Origin of the sequence: Bacillus pfraonensis (assembly GCF_050768835.1) — a bacterium.
Lineage (GTDB): Bacteria > Bacillota > Bacilli > Bacillales > Bacillaceae_G > Bacillus_A > Bacillus_A pfraonensis.
In genome coordinates this window covers 1-18,641 of the sequence record NZ_JAHCDO010000019.1, presented here as the reverse complement: position 1 = coordinate 18,641, position 18,641 = coordinate 1, and the positions used below count along the sequence as shown (strand labels likewise).

The 18,641-nt window shown below is 36.2% G+C and carries 15 protein-coding genes, 1 rRNA gene and 2 pseudogenes; 14 read left to right on the top strand and 4 right to left on the bottom strand.

Going from position 1 to position 18,641, the window contains the following annotated elements; translation table 11 throughout:
* The first annotated feature begins 237 nt into the window (after window positions 1-237).
* The 8 genes from KFD70_RS18585 (at window position 238) to KFD70_RS18550 (ending at window position 8,129) form a co-directional block, all read left to right on the top strand.
* Complete coding sequence (locus KFD70_RS18585) at window positions 238-951, top strand: C39 family peptidase (RefSeq protein ID WP_336453020.1); 714 nt, start codon at window positions 238-240, stop codon at window positions 949-951.
* A gap of 231 nt (window positions 952-1,182) precedes the next feature.
* The gene (locus tag KFD70_RS18580; RefSeq protein WP_336453021.1) at window positions 1,183-2,358 is read left to right on the top strand and encodes a M20 family metallopeptidase; all 1,176 of its coding nucleotides are present in this window, start codon (window positions 1,183-1,185) and stop codon (window positions 2,356-2,358) included.
* Between the two features lies 1 nt (window position 2,359).
* Window positions 2,360-2,557 (top strand): DUF3311 domain-containing protein, encoded by a 198-nt coding sequence (locus KFD70_RS18575; protein WP_336453022.1) that lies wholly within the window; start codon window positions 2,360-2,362, stop codon window positions 2,555-2,557.
* Window positions 2,554-4,026 (top strand): sodium:solute symporter family protein, encoded by a 1,473-nt coding sequence (locus KFD70_RS18570; protein ID WP_431613271.1) that lies wholly within the window; start codon window positions 2,554-2,556, stop codon window positions 4,024-4,026. Before KFD70_RS18575 ends, KFD70_RS18570 begins: the two co-directional genes overlap by 4 nt.
* Before the next feature lie 120 nt (window positions 4,027-4,146).
* Window positions 4,147-5,616 (top strand): spore germination protein, encoded by a 1,470-nt coding sequence (locus tag KFD70_RS18565; protein WP_336453034.1) that lies wholly within the window; start codon window positions 4,147-4,149, stop codon window positions 5,614-5,616.
* 1 nt (window position 5,617) lies between these two features.
* The gene (locus KFD70_RS18560) at window positions 5,618-6,733 is read left to right on the top strand and encodes a GerAB/ArcD/ProY family transporter (RefSeq protein ID WP_336453024.1); all 1,116 of its coding nucleotides are present in this window, start codon (window positions 5,618-5,620) and stop codon (window positions 6,731-6,733) included.
* On the top strand, window positions 6,717-7,913 hold the full coding sequence (locus KFD70_RS18555; RefSeq protein WP_336453025.1) for a Ger(x)C family spore germination protein: 1,197 nt from the start codon (window positions 6,717-6,719) through the stop codon (window positions 7,911-7,913). The genes KFD70_RS18560 and KFD70_RS18555 overlap by 17 nt, the downstream gene beginning before the upstream one ends.
* 69 nt (window positions 7,914-7,982) lie before the next feature.
* Window positions 7,983-8,129, top strand: coding sequence for a hypothetical protein (locus tag KFD70_RS18550; RefSeq protein ID WP_174100232.1), 147 nt, complete (start codon window positions 7,983-7,985; stop codon window positions 8,127-8,129).
* 68 nt (window positions 8,130-8,197) lie between these two features.
* Here the strand turns inward: KFD70_RS18550 and KFD70_RS18545 are convergent, their stop codons facing one another.
* Genes KFD70_RS18545 through KFD70_RS18535 form a run of 3 tightly spaced genes read right to left on the bottom strand, consistent with a single transcriptional unit; the run spans window position 8,198 to window position 10,552 of the window.
* Window positions 8,198-9,598, bottom strand: coding sequence for a nucleoside recognition domain-containing protein (locus KFD70_RS18545; protein ID WP_336453026.1), 1,401 nt, complete (start codon window positions 9,596-9,598; stop codon window positions 8,198-8,200).
* Window positions 9,576-10,298 carry a FeoB small GTPase domain-containing protein gene (locus tag KFD70_RS18540; RefSeq protein WP_336453027.1) on the bottom strand — a complete coding sequence of 241 codons (723 nt, stop codon included), beginning with the start codon at window positions 10,296-10,298 and terminating at the stop codon, window positions 9,576-9,578. Before KFD70_RS18540 ends, KFD70_RS18545 begins: the two co-directional genes overlap by 23 nt.
* Window positions 10,295-10,552, bottom strand: coding sequence for a FeoA family protein (locus tag KFD70_RS18535; RefSeq protein WP_336453028.1), 258 nt, complete (start codon window positions 10,550-10,552; stop codon window positions 10,295-10,297). The genes KFD70_RS18540 and KFD70_RS18535 overlap by 4 nt, the downstream gene beginning before the upstream one ends.
* 513 nt (window positions 10,553-11,065) lie before the next feature.
* Here KFD70_RS18535 and KFD70_RS18530 point away from each other — a divergent pair.
* The 5 genes and pseudogenes from KFD70_RS18530 to KFD70_RS18510 all read left to right on the top strand — a co-directional run.
* Window positions 11,066-11,968 (top strand): phosphate ABC transporter substrate-binding protein PstS family protein, encoded by a 903-nt coding sequence (locus KFD70_RS18530; RefSeq protein ID WP_336453029.1) that lies wholly within the window; start codon window positions 11,066-11,068, stop codon window positions 11,966-11,968.
* A gap of 70 nt (window positions 11,969-12,038) precedes the next feature.
* Window positions 12,039-12,929 (top strand): phosphate ABC transporter permease subunit PstC, encoded by an 891-nt coding sequence (gene pstC, locus KFD70_RS18525; protein WP_336453035.1) that lies wholly within the window; start codon window positions 12,039-12,041, stop codon window positions 12,927-12,929.
* A gap of 2 nt (window positions 12,930-12,931) precedes the next feature.
* Window positions 12,932-13,849: a phosphate ABC transporter permease PstA gene (gene pstA, locus KFD70_RS18520; protein WP_336453030.1), complete on the top strand. Its 918-nt coding sequence runs from the start codon at window positions 12,932-12,934 to the stop codon at window positions 13,847-13,849.
* A 178-nt stretch (window positions 13,850-14,027) separates the two neighbouring features.
* Window positions 14,028-14,231 (top strand): annotated as a pseudogene (locus KFD70_RS18515) (P-loop nucleotide/nucleoside kinase family protein); the annotation flags it as partial.
* 153 nt (window positions 14,232-14,384) lie between these two features.
* A pseudogene (locus KFD70_RS18510) lies at window positions 14,385-14,705 on the top strand (P-loop nucleotide/nucleoside kinase family protein); the annotation flags it as partial.
* 77 nt (window positions 14,706-14,782) lie between these two features.
* On the opposite strand, the gene KFD70_RS18505 reads toward KFD70_RS18510, so the two are convergent.
* Window positions 14,783-17,827, bottom strand: a complete 3,045-nt coding sequence (locus KFD70_RS18505) for an efflux RND transporter permease subunit (RefSeq protein ID WP_336453031.1) — start codon at window positions 17,825-17,827, stop codon at window positions 14,783-14,785.
* 476 nt (window positions 17,828-18,303) lie between these two features.
* Between KFD70_RS18505 and KFD70_RS18500 the strand changes: the two genes are divergently transcribed.
* Window positions 18,304-18,641 (top strand): 16S ribosomal RNA (locus tag KFD70_RS18500); the annotation flags it as partial.

Sequence of the window (18,641 nt, the reverse complement as noted above, 5' to 3'; positions counted from 1 at the left end):
TAATTTCATGTTTTGTGAATGAAAGAAAGCTCTTTTTAAAACACATAACGTTTTTGATTATAGCGAAATATTCTGAAAAAGTACATATTATTTTTCTTTTAATTACAAAAAATTAGAATTTTAAAACAGTTAAATTGAATAATAATTCATATAATCTTTCTAGCAAACAAGGCAGAAGAAAGGTACAATACAAAGAGTGGTGTTTGATGAAAATAATGATGTAATGGAGTTTTGAATATGTTAAAGAAATTCAAATATATATGTATGATAGGGATTGTACTTGTTGCTATTATTTTTATAGGGAAAAATACAATTCTTCAAAAAGTCCAAGAGTTACGAGTGAATTTTTTGTTTGATATGAAAGAAACAGCTATGATTGAAAATGTTCCATTCATAAAACAACTTCCGGAACTGCAGCGAGGTTGTGAGGTTACAAGTTTAGCAATGTTATTGCAGTATAAAGGTGTACAAGTAGATAAGATGCAACTTGCAAGTGAAATCAATAAAGTTCCATTTAAAGAAAATAACCTTCGAGGAAACCCTTATGAAGGATTCGTTGGAAATATTTATACGAAGGCTGAGCCTGGATACGGTGTGTATCATGGGCCTATTTTTAAACTTGCCGAAAAGTATATGCCTGAAAAAACCATTGATTTAACAGGAAAAGATATTCAGGATATTTATAAAGTTATTAGTTCAGGTTCACCAGTATGGGTAATTGCCAATACGACGTTTCAACCCCTAGCTGAGGGTAGTTTTGAAACATGGAATACAAATAACGGTGATATAAAAATTACATATTACGAGCATAGCGCAGTAATTGTTGGATATGATCAAAACTACGTATATATGAACGATCCGTTAGCTAACAATCCGAATAAAAAAGTATCACGTTCTGAATTTGAAAGAGCATGGGAACAAATGGGGAAACAAGCGATTACTATTCTATGAAAATAAAAAGCTACCTAATTAGGTAGCTTTTTATTTTTTTCGTTATTCAGGATTGAGAACATTTCTACCTAGAAATTCAGAGAAAATAAAGAGGTTAGATGAAGAGTGCAGAAAAAACGATGCTTAAAGATACGCTCCTCATTAAAATAAATAATATTCAGAATATTATTTATTTTAATGAGGATTCAAGTTATAATAACATTTAACTTGGTGAAGAAAGGAAGAGGATAAATGGATGAAGTAAAAGATATTGTTCTTTCTAAAGAACAATTAATAGAATGGAGAAGGCATTTTCACAGGTATCCGGAGTTATCTTTTCAAGAAGAAAAAACATCTCAGTATATATACGACATACTTCAAAAAATTCCTCATCTAGAACTCTCACGACCGACAAAGTATAGCATCATGGCAAGATTAATTGGTACACATCCCGGGAAAGTGATTGCAATCCGTGCAGATATGGATGCGCTTCCCATCCAAGAAGAAAATCAGTTTGAATTTGTTTCTACACATCCGGGAGTGATGCATGCATGTGGGCATGATGGTCACATTGCGATGCTCCTTGGTACTGTATATGCGCTAGTAGAGCAAAGAGAAAAAATTAAAGGGGAAATTCGTTTTCTATTTCAACATGCTGAAGAAAATTTTCCAGGTGGTGCACAGGAAATGGTTGCAGCAGGCGTGATGGAAAATGTGGACTATATTATTGGAGCACACCTTTGGGCGTCTTTAGAAGTGGGGAAGGTTGGTGTCATTTATGGTCCAGCGATGGCAGCGCCTGATGTGTTTAGAATTACAATAGAAGGAAAGGGCGGACATGCCGGTATTCCGCATGAAACAGTCGATAGCATTGCTATTGGTACGCAGGTAGTTACGCAGCTTCAGCAAATCGTATCACGTCTTACGAATCCGTTAGATTCTCTCGTTCTATCTGTAACGCAATTTCATGCCGGAACAACACATAATGTAATTCCAGAGCAAGCGAAGATTGAAGGTACGGTAAGAAGTTTAAAGCATGAGTTACGAGAACAAACTGCGCAGCGAATTGAAAAACTTGTTAAACATATTACAGAATCTTATGGCGCAAATTATAAATTTTCATATGAGTACGGCTATCGTCCAGTTGTAAATGATGAACAAGTTACACAACTTGTCGAAAATGCAGCGCTAGAAATTTACGGAAGGGAACGAGTCATACGGTTACAGCCGACGATGGCGGGAGAAGATTTTTCAGCCTTTTTACAAGAAGCGCCAGGTACATTTTTCTTCATTGGTGCTGGAAATAAAGAAAAAGGGATTGTATACCCGCATCACCATCCTCGTTTTACAATTGACGAAGATGCATTGCCAATTGGGGTTGAAGTTTTTGTTTCATCTGTTTTGAATTTTATGAGAAAAGGAGAATGAGATGAAAAAAATACACGTATTAGCACTTATTCCAGTTCTTTGTTTAGTTGTTGGACCAGTGTTTACAAATTCAGTTACTCCTTATGTACTTGGGATGCCATTTTTATTGTTTTGGATTTTACTCTCTGTATTTATTACATCTTTTTGTATGGGATTTCTATATTGGTTAGACCCTGCTAATAAGGGGGAAGCGGAATGATAGCACTTATTATTATTACTTTGTTTTTATGTTTGTCTTTATTTTTAGGAATTCGGGCACAGCGCGGGAAAGATATGAACTTAGAACAATGGTCTGTTGGAGGCAGAGGGTTCGGAACGATTTTCGTCTTTTTGCTTATGGCCGGAGAGATCTACACGACGTTTACATTTTTAGGAGGTAGTGGCTGGGCGTATAGCAAAGGTGCTCCTACATTTTATATTTTAGGATATGGGGCACTAGCTTATATTTTATCTTACTTTTTATTGCCGCCGGTTTGGAAGTATGCAAAACAGCATGGGCTTATTTCACAACCGGATTTCTTTACAAAAAAATATAATAGTCAGGCACTTGGGATTATCGTATCGATTATCGGTGTCGTTTCAATTATTCCGTATCTTGTACTGCAACTAAAGGGGCTTGGAATTATTGTTTCTGAAGCTTCGTATGGAAAAGTATCACCAGTTTTTGCAGTGTGGATCGGTGCGATTACAATTACAATATATGTAATGATTTCTGGTATACACGGCTCTGCTTGGACAGCTGCTTTAAAGGACATTATGATTTTATTTATCGTTATGTTTTTAGGAATATATTTACCGTATCATTATTACGGAGGATTTCAGCCGATGTTCGAGGCTGTAGAAGCGGCGAAGCCAGGGTTTTTAGCTCTACCTGAGCAGGGAATGAGTATTTCTTGGTTTGTTTCTACAATTATATTAACAGCACTAGGGTTTTATATGTGGCCACATACATTTGCTTCAGCTTTTTCGGCCAAAAGTGAAAAAGTTTTTCGGAAAAATGCGGCGATTATGCCTTTGTACTCTTTAGTATTACTCTTTGTATTTTTTGCTGGCTTCGCTGCTATTTTACAAGTGCCAGGATTACAAGGAGCGGATGCAGATCTATCGTTATTCCGCCTTGCTATTCAAACTTTTGATCCGTGGTTTATTGGTATTATCGGTAGTGCAGGATTATTAACGGCCTTGGTGCCAGGGTCTATGCTCGTAATGGCGGCTTCGACGCTACTTGCAAAAAATATTTATCAGGTTCTAACGCCGTCTGTATCAGATCAGCAGGTAGCAAGGGCTGCAAAACTATTTGTTCCTGTTGTAACACTTGTTGCTGTGTTCTTTACATTTAAAGGCGGGGAAACAATCGGTGCACTTCTTCTTATGGGATATAGCATTGTTACACAGCTTTTTCCTGCACTAGTTTGTAGTTTGTTTCATCGTCAATTTGTAACAAAGCAAGGCGCCATTGCTGGAATGGGAGTTGGTTTATTAGTAGTTGCTTATATTACATTGTCTGGTTCGACTATATCTAGTATGTTTCCATCCTTTCCACAATATATTAAGGATTTAAACGTGGGTATTGTGGCGTTAGTGGTAAATATTATTGTCATGTTTGTAGTGAGCATTGTGACTAGAAATATTGAAGTGACGCGCAATTCTACTGTGTTGGAGAAATAGGAATGGTATACAGTAAAAAAGTTATCTTTCTTTAGGGAGGTAGCTTTTTTCATTGCATACATTTTCCCTAGATGGAGAAATATAACGGTAATATCCTGAGAGGAAAGTTAGGTGAGGAAGATGACGAGTTTAGAGGCGAACGTATCTGCAATTACAAAATCTATTCGAGACACGTTACAGTCTCCAAACGATTTAACAGTACGAGAGTTTGCACTTTCTTCTTCCTCTACGCGATGTGCGGTTATTTTTCTATGCGGGCTTTCGGATAAAGATTTAGTTTATCGATTTATTATCCGTCCACTGCAACAAGAAGATATTCCAAATAAGGCATCAATTATGCAAACGTTATTAGACGGATTTATTTCTATAGGTGAAGTAAATATAGTAAAGAAATTCCCGGATATTATTAATTCTGTTCTAGTGGGAGATACCATTGTTTTAATTGATGGAATACCTAATGCATTAGTGATTAATAGTCGGGCGTGGGAACGGCGAAGTTTAGAACCACCGATTACAGAAAACATCATTCGAGGTCCGAAAGTAGGATTCACCGAGGATATTGCAACAAATAAAATGTTAATTCGACGTGACTTACGTGATCCGAAACTTCGATTTCAATCTTATATTATGGGAAAACGTTCTCAAAAAGAAGTTACATTAATTTATATTGAAGACATCATTAACCCGTACATTGTAGCAGAATTAAAACGACGATTACAATCAATTGAAACAGATATGATATTAGACTCTGGAAAAATCGAGCAGCTACTTGAGGATAATAACATGTCACCTTTTCCACAATTTTTAAATACAGAAAGACCAGATAGAGCGATAGCTTCTTTAGCGAAAGGGAAGGCGGTTCTTTTAGTCGATGGGTCTCCGTTTGCAGTTATTGCACCTATGGTGCTTGTCGATATTTTTCAATCGCCAGAAGATCATTACGAAAGATGGATTATTGGCAGCTTGCTAAGAGGGCTTCGTATCATGGCTGGACTTATGGCAATCTTACTTCCAGCGGTATATGTTGCGCTTGTTTCCTATCATCAAGGACTTATTCCATCTAATCTTGCATATTCAATCGCTGGAGCAAGAGAAGGGGTGCCATTTCCTGCTTATATTGAAACTATTATTATGACATTAACGATGGAGTTAATTCGAGAAGCGGGGCTTCGTTTACCTAAGCAAATTGGACAAACCGTTGGGATTGTAGGGGGGCTTGTTATCGGAGAAGCAGCAGTAAGTGCTGGGATTGTTAATCCTTTTATGGTTATTGTGATTGCTGTCACGGCTATTGCTACCTTTTCCTTGCCTGTGTATAGTATAACGATTACATTCAGGTTTTTGTTGTTTGCATTTATTTTAGCAGCTACTATGTTTGGACTATATGGGATTACTTTAGCACTAATTGCATTAGCAATACATATTACGAATTTAAAAAGTGTTGGAATCCCATATTCTACGCCACTCGCTCCTGCTTTTTATAAAGATTGGAAAGATGAAGTGGTATTGTTGCCTAGGGCAATGTTAAAGACGAGACCAGATTATTTGCAAACGCAAGATAAAACATTACGTTCAAAGGAGAGAAAATAAATTGAAACCGTTTGAATACGGAGATGAAGAAATTGGATCTCGGGAGTTAACATTTGCAGTATCTTCAGTCATTATTGGTACAGGAGCGCTTTCGATGCCCCGGGTGATTGCGGAAAAGACGCTTTTTACAGACGGCTGGATTATATTATTGCTTGGTGGATTGATTTGTGCCTTTTTTGCTTGGGTTATTACAAAAATAGCAAATTTATTTCCAAAACAAACGTTTTTTCAATATACAAGTACATACTTATCGAAGCCAGTGGCTTTTTGCGTAACAAGTATTATGATATTAACATTCACTGGAATTACTGCGTATCAGGCGCGAGCAATTTCAATTATTTCACAAACATATTTATTCGGTAAAACGCCTATTGAACTTCTATCTTTTTTTTACTTACTTGTTGTTATCTATGGAGTAAGTGGTTCTAGAGCAGCGTTACTTCGGCTTAATTTGTTATTTTTGCCAATTGTAGCGAGTGCCATTTTTGCTTTGTCGTTATTAAATATAAATTTAATGGATACTCATAATTTGTTGCCGCTCTTTCAGACAAAATGGAGCCAGTATGCTCTTGGGATGAAGGAATCGATATTTACATTCATTGGATTTGAAATCGTTTTATTTTATTCCACAATTGTGAAGCAAAGAGACAAAGCGCCTTTAGCTGCTGCAAAGGGAGTGATGATTACGAATTTATTATATATCCTCATGTATCTTACTTGTATTACTGTTTTTTCTTATTCTACGACAAAGAGCTTGACGTATCCTGTTATTGAATTAGGGAAGGAGATTGAAATTGGTGGGGGATTTTTAGAACGTTTTGATGCTATTTTCTTTACGACTTGGATTATTACAATTTTTAACACAACGGCTATGTATTATGATATTGCTATAATAGGGTTTTGTTCAATGTTTCCTTCTATTAAAAAGAAAACATTTATTTTTGTAAGTGCACCAATTATTTATCTGTTTAACATGCTTCCTGAAAATGTTACGAAGTTAACTCAGTATGGTACCTATTTAGCTTGGGTAGATATGGCGTGCGTTATTATTGTCCCTATTCTCGTTTTTATTGTTTATAAAATAAAGGGGGGCAAAAGTAGTGAAACATCTCCATAAATATATTTGTTGTATTGTTTTGGTTATATGTATGACTGGCTGCTCAGAACGGAAAGAGATTGAAGAGAGAGGTTTTGTTGCAGGAGCAGCTTTTGATGTTGTAAAAGAAGAGGAAGAAAGTGAATCAAAGAAACCACCTCGTATGAAAGGAACATATCAACTTGTCTTACCGAGTGCGTTAGCGCAACAGGGAGGAAAAGGTGGAGGCGGAGGTGGAGGTGGAGCTGAGGATAATTATATCAATATTAGTGCAACCGCTGATAGTATTTTTGCGCAAGTTCGCGAGATATCAAAAAAAATTAGTCGGTCTTTATTTTTTCCCCATATCCAAGTTATAGTTTTTTCAAAAGATTTATTAAAGCAACAAAATCTGTTAGAACAAACTTCAGATATCTTTTTTCGTGATCATGAAATGAGGAGGAATATTAGAATTTTTATCTCTAAAGATCGAGCTGAAAAAATTCTGCAGCAAAGCTCGAAACCAGAAAAATTACCAGCAAAATATATTGATTTATTAGCAGATCATGCAGATGTTAATGCGTTTATGTTAGAGGCAGTTCGTCTTGGTGATTTACAAGAAATGATGATTGCTAAGAGAAGCTTTGTACTTCCGGTTTTACAATTAACAAAACAAGGTGTGAAAATGGAAGGAGCTGCTGTATTTAAAGGGGTTAATAATAAATTGATTGGCCTATTAACAGGGAAAGATACGCAAGGATTAAACTATATAATTGGAAAGAAAGCGACTGGTTTTATGACCATTCGAAAAGAAAAAAAAACAATCACGTATGAAATTCACAAACTAAGTCGAAAGATACATGCTTCCTTTACAAACCCTCGTCATCCGAAGTTTACAGTTGATATTTATCCTGAAGGTGTACTAGCAGAGGCGTATTTAGGTGGGAGTGGAACGATGTGGAATGAAAAGAAAATGAATACATACATCTCTAAAGAGATGGAAAATACAGCGATGAGAACGATAAAAAAAATGCAAAAAGATTTTAAAACGGATGTTCTTGAGTTAGGAGAGTATTATAAGCGGCATAATTATAAAGAATGGAAGAAGATAGAAAAAAATTGGGATCACGGAAAGAACTATTTTACTAAGAGTGACATCGTTGTTCGGGTTCATCCGGTGGTAGAACATTCAGGTTCTTTGGTGCCAGAAGGTGGTCAGTAATGTGGAGTTGAGTATCTTCTATTGATATTTTCCGTATCTTTAAATGTAAATAGGAGTGATAGTAATAATATGAAAATGCCTTCTATGTTTACGATTATAAATACGATTTTGATGGGGATTATCCCATATGCTGTTTATTTTTTGAATAAAAAAATAAAAAAATATGGTGCACAGCCGTGGGAAAATCCAAATGAAGATGAAAAAGGAAACCCGTAGATAGGTTTCCTTTTTATTCATCCCACTATTTTCGGGTAGTAAAAGCTGTATTGATGGAAGTTTCACTTTTATACAAGCCCTAACCAATGTACCAATTGTGCTGTTAGGAATGTAACAACAATGGCGATAACGGTAGGGATTGCAAATGCTAGAAATGTCCATTTCGGGCTTTTTGTTTCTTTATATATGTTAACTAGTGTGGTTCCACATGGGAAATGAAGAAGTGAGAACAGCATTGTGTTTAATGCAGTTAACCAAGTCCAGCCATGCTCTAAGAACAAGTTTTTAATTTGGTTTAAATCATCTATTTCTGTTAAAGCGCCAGTTGATAAATAAGACATTAATAAAATTGGAATCACAATTTCATTAGCGGGTAATCCAAGGATAAATGCAGCTAGAATGAATCCGTCAAGGCCTAGTAATTTAGCGAATGGATCTAAGAAATTTACAAAATACATAAGTAGGCTTGTGTCGCCTATATAAATATTTGCTAATATCCAAGTAAATACAGCCGCAGGTGCAGCTACAATTACTGCACGTTTTAAAACATATATTGACTTATCGAGTGTGGAACGCACAATTGTGTTCCAAATTTTCGGCTTACGGTATGGTGGTAATTCTAACGTATAGTGAGTTGGGACACCCTTTAAAGCAGTTTTTGATAATACCCAAGATACTGTTAAGGTGACAATAACCCCAATTACAACCATTCCGACTACAACACCTGCTGTAACAAGTGTTTGCATACTACCAGTATAGCCGGCAGCCATAAATAGTGATGCCATTAATATTAATGTAGGCCAGCGTCCATTACAAGGAACGAAGTTATTTGTTAAAATCGCTAGCATACGCTCGCGTGGTGATTCAATAATACGAGTTGACATAATGGCAGCGGCGTTACAACCAAATCCCATTGCCATTGTTAATGATTGTTTTCCGTGAGCGCCAGAACGTTTGAATAAACGATCCATGTTAAAAGCAACACGTGGTAAGTATCCGTAGTTTTCTAATAAAGCAAACATAGGGAAGAAAATAGCCATAGGTGGTAACATAACGCTAATTACAGCGCCAGTACCACGGAATAGGCCAAGAATTAAGATGCCATGTAACCATGATGGTGCGTTCATCGCTTGAAACCAAGCGGTTAAATGACCTTCTGCCCACCCGAAAAACTCAGCAATCATATCAGAAGGCACGTTAGCCCCTGCAATTGTAAGATAAAAAATAACCGATAAAATTCCGAGCATGATTGGGAATCCGAATATAGGAGAAGTGAAAATTTTATCTAGTTTCTCTGAACGGTATAACTTATCAGTATTTGTGTACTGAACAGCTTCCTTACATATACTTGCGGAAGTTCGATAAATATCACCTACAATATCATCGCGTATATCCTCTTTTGTAAGTGTCTGTGCATGTTGAACAATATAATCTAATGGAAGAGCTTTATTGGCTGAGTGAGATTCCATTTATTACGACCTCCCTTACAAGCGGTTCCTTATGATGCTTTTGGAGTGCTGCTAGAAAATTTTTATCTCCATCTAATATGCGGAGTGCCACCCAGCGTGCTGGATAAGTATCTCCGAACACTTTATAAATCTCTGGTTCTAACTCCTGAATCATATTTTCAATTTGTTCATTATAAGTAATTTGAACTGGCGTAGGAATTAGTTTTTTATTGGCTACTTTGGCGATTACACTTAGTAAATGGTCAATTCCAACTCGGTTCCGAGCAGAGACTTTAACGACAGGAACTCCGAGTGACTTTGCTAATTTTTTCTCATCGATGATAATTCCTTTTTTTTCAGCCTCATCTATTAAGTTAATACAAACTACAACGTCTTTTGTCATTTCCATAACTTGCAAAGCTAAGTTTAAATTTCTTTCCATTGCAGTTGCATCCACAACAACGACAGTTACTTCTGGTTTTTCAAAAATGATATAATCACGTGCTACTTCTTCATCTGCAGAATTTGAATACAGGGAGTACGTTCCTGGTAAGTCAATGAGAGTATATATACTTCCGTTATGTTCATATTCACCTTCTGCTTTTAATACTGTTTTTCCAGTCCAGTTTCCAGTATGCTGTTTTAATCCTGTTAATGTATTAAATAATGTACTTTTACCGGTGTTAGGGTTTCCTGCTAGCGCAATGCGATGTTTTTTCATTTTGAATCATCTCCTATTAACTTCCCGAAAATGAGGGAACTTTCTTCACTACGCAGTGCAATGGTTGTATTGCTTACTTGATATGCAGTTGGATCCCCAAGCGGGCTTTTTTGCAATACTTTAATGGTAGCACCAGGAATAAAACCTAAATCTAATAAACGACGTTTCATAGTTCCTTCTAATTGTATCTTCTCGATTTGTACAAACTGCCCTGTTTGAAAATTTGAAAGGGGTTTGAGATTAGCCGATACCATAAAAGTTACCTCTTCTCTATATTTTTAGTCTTGATTTAAAAAGTTTGCCGAGGGAAACTTTTTGCTACTAATATAGTAGACTACATTGGATGATGTTGTCAATTTGTACTTTAAAAATATTCAATTATTTTTAGAATTGTTCCAATTTATTTTATTGTACAGAAAAATATTACTAAAATTATGTGGGATCAATGCGGAGTAACATCTATAAAGTTCAAAAAATGAGGGGATTTGTAAAGGTAGTTTTAACATCGATAGTGAAAAATAAGGTTTTATTTACGTTAAATTTACATTATTAAAAGTAAATTTACAATATGGGATAATTCGTGTGGATTCTTTTGGTTTTTTAAACGCAAAAAGTTGAAATATATAGGTTTTGAGGCATGTTACCTCTATTTACTTAAAATTAAAAATTGCTTAACACTAACACAATATTATTGTCCTACAATGAATTTGTGTTCGAAAGAAGTAGATGAATATGAAAAAGCGATAATCCAAATGGGGGTACAAGACATGGTTATGAAAAAAGGTATTAAATTTTCGTTAGCGGCATTAGTGGTTGCAGGTGCTTTAGTTGGATGCGGAAAATCAGAAAGCACAGGTAGTAAAGAAACTGCTAACGGTAGTAACAATGCAAAACAAGAATCGTCAGGTACAATTGCAGCAGCTGGTTCTACAGCTCTTCAACCTCTTGCTGAAGAAGCGGGTAAAAAATTCATGGAAAAAAATCCAAACGTTTCTATTCAAGTTCAAGGTGGCGGTAGTGGAACAGGGATTAACCAAGTGGCTTCCGGTGCGGTTCAAATCGGCAACTCTGATGTTCCATCTGCAGATAAAATAAAAGATCCAGAAAAAGCGAAAGAATTAGTAGATAACAAAGTGGCAGGTATTGCATTTGCGCTTGTTGTAAATAAAGATGTGAAGGTTGATAATTTAACTGTGAAACAAGTACAAGATATCTTCACTGGAAAAGTTACAAACTGGAAAGAATTAGGCGGTAAAGATGAGAAAATTAACGTAATCAACCGTCCGGCATCTTCTGGTACACGTGCTACATTTGAAAAAACAATTATGAAAGATGCGAAGATTAACGATGGAACAGGTACAACACAAGATTCTAACGGTGCAGTAGAACAAGCGATTAACTCTACTCCTGGCTCTATTAGTTATCTTGCAATGTCTTATATGGTGGGCGATAAAAAAGGTGCATTACAAACTGTGAAGATTGATGGTGCAGAGCCGAAAGTTGAAAATATTTCTTCTGGTAAGTATCCATTCTGGTCTTATGAGTATATGGTAACAAAAGGGGAAGCAAAAGAAGCTACAAAAGATTATATCGATTATGTAAAAGGTAAGGACTTCGAAAAACAAGTTGAAGATATGGGTTATATCCCAATGTCTAAACTGAATAAGTAAACATTCAACGGGGCTGGCTGCGAGGCCAGTCTTGTTCATTTCAATCTATAAAGTGGGGTTATGTCCTGTGATGAAGGGGAAAAAACAAATTAATTATGTAAAAAGTGAATATATCGGAAGAACACTTGTTACGTTTTGCGGTATATTTATTGTTCTTGTTACATTAGCGATTATTGCATTTATTTGCGGAAAAGGAATTCAATCTTTTACGCAAAGTGGTATTTCATTTTCTGAGGTATTGACGTCAACAAAATGGAATCCGAATGCTGATAAAGGATCATTTGGTGCAGTTATCTTTATTGTGGGTTCAACGCTTGTGTCATTAGGTGCAGTCGTTATTAGCGCGCCAATCGCACTTGCTCTTGCGATATTTATGAATTTAATTTCACCAAAGTTTGGGAATAAAGTGCTAAAGCCTGTTTTAGAATTATTAGTTGGAATTCCTTCCGTAGTATACGGTTTATTAGGGGTTACAATTTTAGTTCCGCTTTTACGTGATTCATTCGGTGGTGTTGGTTTTAGTTTAATTGCTGGTATTGTTGTACTAAGTATTATGATTTTACCTACTATTGCTAGTATTGCTTCCGATGCAATACGTTCAGTTCCATTTGATTACTTGGAAGCCTCTTATGGTTTAGGTTCGACGAAATGGCAAGCGATTAGCCGTGTTATTGTTCCGGCTGCAAAAAAAGGTATTTTAACAGGAATCGTTCTAGGGTTAGCTCGTGCTTTCGGTGAAGCGTTAGCGGTTCAAATGGTAATAGGAAACACTGTTAAATTGCCTGAAGGAATATATAGCCCGACGGCGACATTAACGGGTATTTTAACAATGGATATGACGAATACGCTAAATGGAACTGCATGGAATAACGCTTTATGGACATTGGCGATGATTCTACTTGTTATTTCATTCCTATTTATTTTAGTAATTCGAGCAATTGGCCAAAGAGGTGAACGATAACGATGAATGCAAGAAAAGTAAATAATATTTGGACGGGTATTTTATATGCAGTTGCTGCGTTTGTTGTAGCTTTACTTGTTTTCTTAGTATACGAAATTTTGCAAAAGGGATGGGGATTTTGGGATCCAAGTTTCTTGTTCGGAGAACCAAGCAATACAAGGGCTGGGGGTGGAATTGGTCCGCAATTATTCAACTCTTTCTATATGCTTGTTATCACCCTGATTATTTCCATCCCACTTGGATTAGGGGCAGGGATTTATCTTGCGGAATATGCGAAGCAAGGACGTTTTTTAGGTTTTGTTCGTTTATGTATTGAAACGATGGCGTCATTGCCTTCTATCGTTGTTGGTCTATTCGGTTTGTTGGTATTTGTTACCATGACAGGCTGGGGCTATACGGTAATGGGTGGTGCACTCGCTTTAACGATTTTGAATTTACCTGGTCTAACACGTGTTTGTGAAAGTGCCATTACAGAAGTTCCGTCTAATGTAAAAGAAGCAAGTCTTGGACTTGGTGCAACAAAGTGGCAAACGATTGTGCGAATTATTATCCCAACAGCATTGCCGCAAATTATTACGGGGGTTATTTTAGCTGCGGGTCGTATATTTGGTGAGGCAGCGGCATTGATTTATACAGCGGGATTAACATCACCAATCTTAAATTCGGCAGCTGACTTTTCAAGTCCTGCACATCCATTAAATCCATTTCGACCAGCTGAAACATTAGCGGTTCATATTTGGAAATTGAACTCTGAAGGGATTATTCCGGATGCGAAGTTAATTGCAACAAAATCAGCAGCGGTATTAATTATTATGGTTTTACTCTTTAATATCATTGCTCGTTTTACTGCATCTGTACTTCATAAACGTTTTACAGGATCTAAGAAATCTCGTAAAACAACGAAAGCAAAGGCAGCTTAAATGCTTGTACCCTTAATAAACGGGAAGCTCTCTGTTTGTAAAAACAGAGGGCTTTTTTGTGGTTTTAATATGCAAGATGGATCAAGTAATTTCATCTATAGGAGGAGTATAAGGAAAAGAAATTGTATATTTAACGATATAAATAAATACTGTAATATAAATAGGGAAGGTGTTGTTTATGTTTTTTCTTCAAATGTCAGGTTTTCCGGGTTCAGGAAAATCAACTCTTGCTAGACGTATAGCCCAAAATACAGGTGCAATTGTGATTGATCATGATATTGTGAAAACGGCCTTACTAGAGTCGTTGGAAACTCGTCAGATTGAAACGATGGCCGCTGGTGGAATTTCGTACGAAATCGAATGGGCCTTAATAGATTTTCATTTATCCCGCTACTTTAGGGCAGTAATACTCCCACCTCAAAGTTCGGCGAAGCAAAGAAGTTAGGTGGGAGTATTACTGCCCGTAACGGCCCGATTGGTGAGGGCTAATAATCAGTGGGGGATGAAGAAAACCCCCGCTGATTAAAGTTTCACTTTATCCCAGGGGCATAATGTAATACTAGATAGCCCGTGTCTCTATATAGAAATGTTAGAAAAAGGAATAAAGGTGTTGCAGAAGTATAATGTGAAATACAAATATGTTGAATGTTACCTTAATGATATAGAAGAAATTAATAATAGGTTAAAGAAGCAAAAACGAATGATAAGTCAAATTGAGAAAGTGGAATCTGAAGAAGTGTTTAAAAAGTGGTTAGATGGTAGTAAACGACCGTCTGGTTTTACATATTTTGTTGTAGATTCTGGACAAATGTTAGAAGAATATATAGATGAAGTGATGACTTATATGAATGAGTAATCATGGAATTATAATTGTATATTCATAGTAGAAATAAAAAACGTTATCTTCAGAACAGAAGATAACGTTTTTGGATGTTAGGCTTTTGGTGTATCTATAGAAGAGTCTATTTTTCTACGTGAGCTTCGTTTTTTACCGAATTTATCTAACAATTCATACATAACAGGGACAACAACTAGTGTAAGTACAGTTGAAACTGCTAAACCACCAATTACAACAACTGCTAAACTTTTAGATACCATACTGCCGGCTTGTGATTGGCTGAATAATAATGGTAACATCGCTACTATTGTTGTAATAGCGGTCATGATAATTGGTCGTAGTCTTGTAGAACCTGCTTCTAGTAAAGCTTCCCGCGTCGTCATACCATGTTCTTTATTTTGTTGAACACGTTCGATTAGTACGATGGCATTTGTAACGACAATGCCAATGAGCATTAATGCGCCAATTAGTGCATTTAAGTCGACTGGTGTTCTTGAAATGATTAACCCTAAAATACCGCCAACAGCAGCTAGTGGTAAGGAGAATAAAATTGCAAATGGAGCGCGTGCTTGCCCAAAAGTGATAACCATAATTAAGTAGACAATCCCAATTGCGATACCCATGATTTTGAATAAATCGGTGAAGTTTTCTTGCATAGATTCAGTTGCACCAGCAACTTTAACTTTCGCGCCGCTTGGTAGGTCTAATTCTGAGATCGCTTTGTTCACTTCTGTAGTTACTTTACTTAAATCTTCATTTGTTGCTTCAGCAGTTATTTGAATGGTTTCTTTCCCATCTTTATGGAAAATCTCTGTTTGTAATTGTTTTTCTGAAATGGTTGCAATTTCTTTTAAAGGAATCAGTCCATTTATAGGAGATAGAATATTTGTGTTAAGGATATCATCTTTTTTATTTATATTGTCTTTCTTATTTTCTAGCATAATAGTTGTTTTTTCATCATTAATTGTAATTTGTCCAATAGGTGATTTCTTCATAAGAAATGAAACTTGTTGTCCTGCTGTTTCTGATGTTAATCCAACTTGTTCTGCTTTCGTTTGATCGATATGAATTTGCCACTCTTTTTTTGACTCTTCCATATTTGTTTTTACTTTAGAAAGACTGTTGATACTTTTTAGTTTTGTTTCAACGACATCGGCAGCTTTTTTTAAATTTTCATCGTTATTTGCTGTTACGTTAAATTGTAAGCTGTTGCCCCCGCCAAAATTAGAAAAGCTTGTTTTAGTATATTCAAATTCGGCTGGTTTAAAGTCTGTATGCTCTTTTTTTAATGTTTTGATATATTGATCAATATCTGATCCTTTTTTAAAGGTGACAAAAATAGTTGCAAGGTTATTTTTAGTTGTAAATCCAAACTGTGCATCTTCGGCACTAGAACCCATTCGTAACATAACATCCGTTATATCACTGTTAGAAAGTAATTTTTTTTCAAAATCAAAGGCTTTTTGCTTTCTAGACTCAAGATCGTAATTTGTTGGGAATGTCATATTAATTGAAAGCATCGTGTCGTCTTCTGATTTGATATTTGCTTTTGGTAGCAATATATAAGCGGCGATTGACCCAGCAAATAATAAGAAAGAAGAGAATAAAATAATAAACTTATGCGAAAGTGCCCATTTTAAAGTAGTTATATATTTTCTTGAAGGCTTTGGACTTCGTTGTTTTGTCTTTTTGAGTAATAAAAATGCCATAAGTGGAACAACTGTTAGTGCAATAACTAATGACGAAAGTATAGAGTATACAACTGCTAGTACCATAGGTAACATAAGTTCACCGATTGTACCTGATACAAGACCGATAGGTAAAAAGACAGCGACTGTTGTTAATGTCGAAGAGGTAATGGCGACTGCTACCTCTTTTGTTGCATCTAGAATGACGTCTTTTGAAAAGGTGTCCTTTTGCAAACGACGGAAGATATTTTCAATGACAACAATACTATCGTCAACGAGACGTCCAACAGCAACTGCTAATCCCCCAAGAGTTAAAATATTTAATGTAATATTAGATTGATCTAGTAAAAATAGCGTTAGTAAAATGGATAACGGGATGCTAACAACAGCGATAAGCGTTGTTCGAATACTACGTAAAAAGATTAAAATGATAAATGTTGCAGCGATTGCTCCTAAGATTACTTCTTTCCCCATACTTATAACAGCGTTTTCGACTTGTTCGTGAGTAGAGGATAGCAACTTAATTGTGTAAGTATCTTTATATTCTTTACTTATATTTTTAATTTTTTTATCGATTTCTTTCCCGATTTCAACAGCGTTTTTGCTAGGTTCTTTCATAATAACTAATCCAGTTCCCTCTTCGCCGTTTACATGTGTAACAGTGTCATGATGTTGTTTTGCTTCTACTTGCGCTATATCTTGTAATTTTACTTGATTTCCAAGTGCTATGTTCTTCACTTCATCTACATTTTTTACATTTCCAATGATACGAAGGTTGTGATTTTCGTTATTTACAGTGACCTGCCCAGCTGGAGTGGAAGTTTCTTTGCCTTGTAAAGCAGTCAATACTTGCTGAGGTGTCACGTTTTTCTGTTTCATTTGTTCTGGGTCTAATATAATAGATAGCTCGGATGTTGATTTGCCATAATACATAACGTTAGCAACGCCGTCGATATTTTCAAGTTGTGGAATGATTTCTTCTTCAATCTGTTTTTCGTCTGCTTTTGTAAAACCATTCTGTTTTTGAACGGTAATTTGTGCAAGTGGAATCATAGAGGTATTAAGTTGACTAACGACGGGCTTTGTAATTTCTTTTGGGAAATTTACGTTGTTGGTAATTTTTTCGACCTCGCGCGCGGCATCTTTCATGTTAGCTTTAGATGTATACGCGATATCGATACGTGATAACCCTTCATGAGTAGAAGAAGTGATTGTATCGACGTGTTCTAAGTTTCGAAATTGTTTTTCGAGAGGTTCGGTTACTTCTTTTGTTAATGTTTCAGCATCTAAACCTTGAGACATTGTAGTGACAGTTATTGCGGGGTTGTCGACACTAGGTAGAAACTCCATTGGTAATTTCGAACCAGAATAAATGCCGAGTACAGAAATGAGAAAAACCATGATGATGATAGCGGCTCGGTTTTTTAATGAGAATTTTGTTAACCTATCCATAAAAGTAATTCCTCCGTTTAATTTGTTTTTTAGTCTACTTTGTTACTATATAACAAAATCTGGATATTTTTCATTAATTAAATGTAAAAAGATTCTAAATTTATTCTTACGTAGAGAAGGAATGAGATTTTGTAAGTAAGAGCTAGAGAGTTGATTGGGTATTTTAGCGTTTTTGAAGTGAGGGAGAAGAAATTCTATTTAATATGAAATAAATAGGTGGAATTATGAAACGAAAAACTTTTTTATATTATTTTAAAAAAACACTTGTGATTTTAAAATGAGGATGGTATATTAATAAACGTCGCTGATGCGAGAAACGCAGGAAGCGAAGAAAGAAATTAAAAAACTTGGTTGACATCGAAAAACGAAGGTGCTAACATAAGGAAGTCGCCAATCGGCGATGGACAAGTTCTTTGAAAACTGAACGAAACAAACAACGTGAAACGTCAATTTTTATTTTAGATGCTAGACAAACTTTATTGGAGAGTTTGATCCTGGCTCAGGATGAACGCTGGCGGCGTGCCTAATACATGCAAGTCGAGCGAACCGATTAAGAGCTTGCTCTTATGAAGTTAGCGGCGGACGGGTGAGTAACACGTGGGTAACCTGCCCATAAGACTGGGATAACTCCGGGAAACCGGGGCTAATACCGGATAACATTTTGCACCGCATGGTGCGAAATTGAAAGGCGGCTTCGGCTGTCACTTATGGATGGACCCGCGTCGCATTAGCTAGTTGGTGAGGTAACGGCTCACCAAGGCGACGATGCGTAGCCGACCTGAGAGGGTGATCGGCCACACTGGGACTGAGACAC

Bases quoted from the DNA above. Each gene is read 5' to 3' on its own strand.
- pstC (WP_336453035.1), top strand. From the start codon at position 12,039: ATGAAGGGGAAAAAACAAATTAATTATGTAAAAAGTGAATATATCGGA.
- KFD70_RS18585 (WP_336453020.1), top strand. From the start codon at position 238: ATGTTAAAGAAATTCAAATATATATGTATGATAGGGATTGTACTTGTT.
- KFD70_RS18535 (WP_336453028.1), bottom strand. From the start codon at position 10,552: ATGGTATCGGCTAATCTCAAACCCCTTTCAAATTTTCAAACAGGGCAG.
- KFD70_RS18550 (WP_174100232.1), top strand. From the start codon at position 7,983: ATGAAAATGCCTTCTATGTTTACGATTATAAATACGATTTTGATGGGG.
- KFD70_RS18505 (WP_336453031.1), bottom strand. From the start codon at position 17,827: ATGGATAGGTTAACAAAATTCTCATTAAAAAACCGAGCCGCTATCATC.
- KFD70_RS18540 (WP_336453027.1), bottom strand. From the start codon at position 10,298: ATGAAAAAACATCGCATTGCGCTAGCAGGAAACCCTAACACCGGTAAA.
- KFD70_RS18530 (WP_336453029.1), top strand. From the start codon at position 11,066: ATGGTTATGAAAAAAGGTATTAAATTTTCGTTAGCGGCATTAGTGGTT.
- KFD70_RS18580 (WP_336453021.1), top strand. From the start codon at position 1,183: ATGGATGAAGTAAAAGATATTGTTCTTTCTAAAGAACAATTAATAGAA.
- KFD70_RS18545 (WP_336453026.1), bottom strand. From the start codon at position 9,598: ATGGAATCTCACTCAGCCAATAAAGCTCTTCCATTAGATTATATTGTT.
- KFD70_RS18570 (WP_431613271.1), top strand. From the start codon at position 2,554: ATGATAGCACTTATTATTATTACTTTGTTTTTATGTTTGTCTTTATTT.
- pstA (WP_336453030.1), top strand. From the start codon at position 12,932: ATGAATGCAAGAAAAGTAAATAATATTTGGACGGGTATTTTATATGCA.
- KFD70_RS18575 (WP_336453022.1), top strand. From the start codon at position 2,360: ATGAAAAAAATACACGTATTAGCACTTATTCCAGTTCTTTGTTTAGTT.
- KFD70_RS18565 (WP_336453034.1), top strand. From the start codon at position 4,147: ATGACGAGTTTAGAGGCGAACGTATCTGCAATTACAAAATCTATTCGA.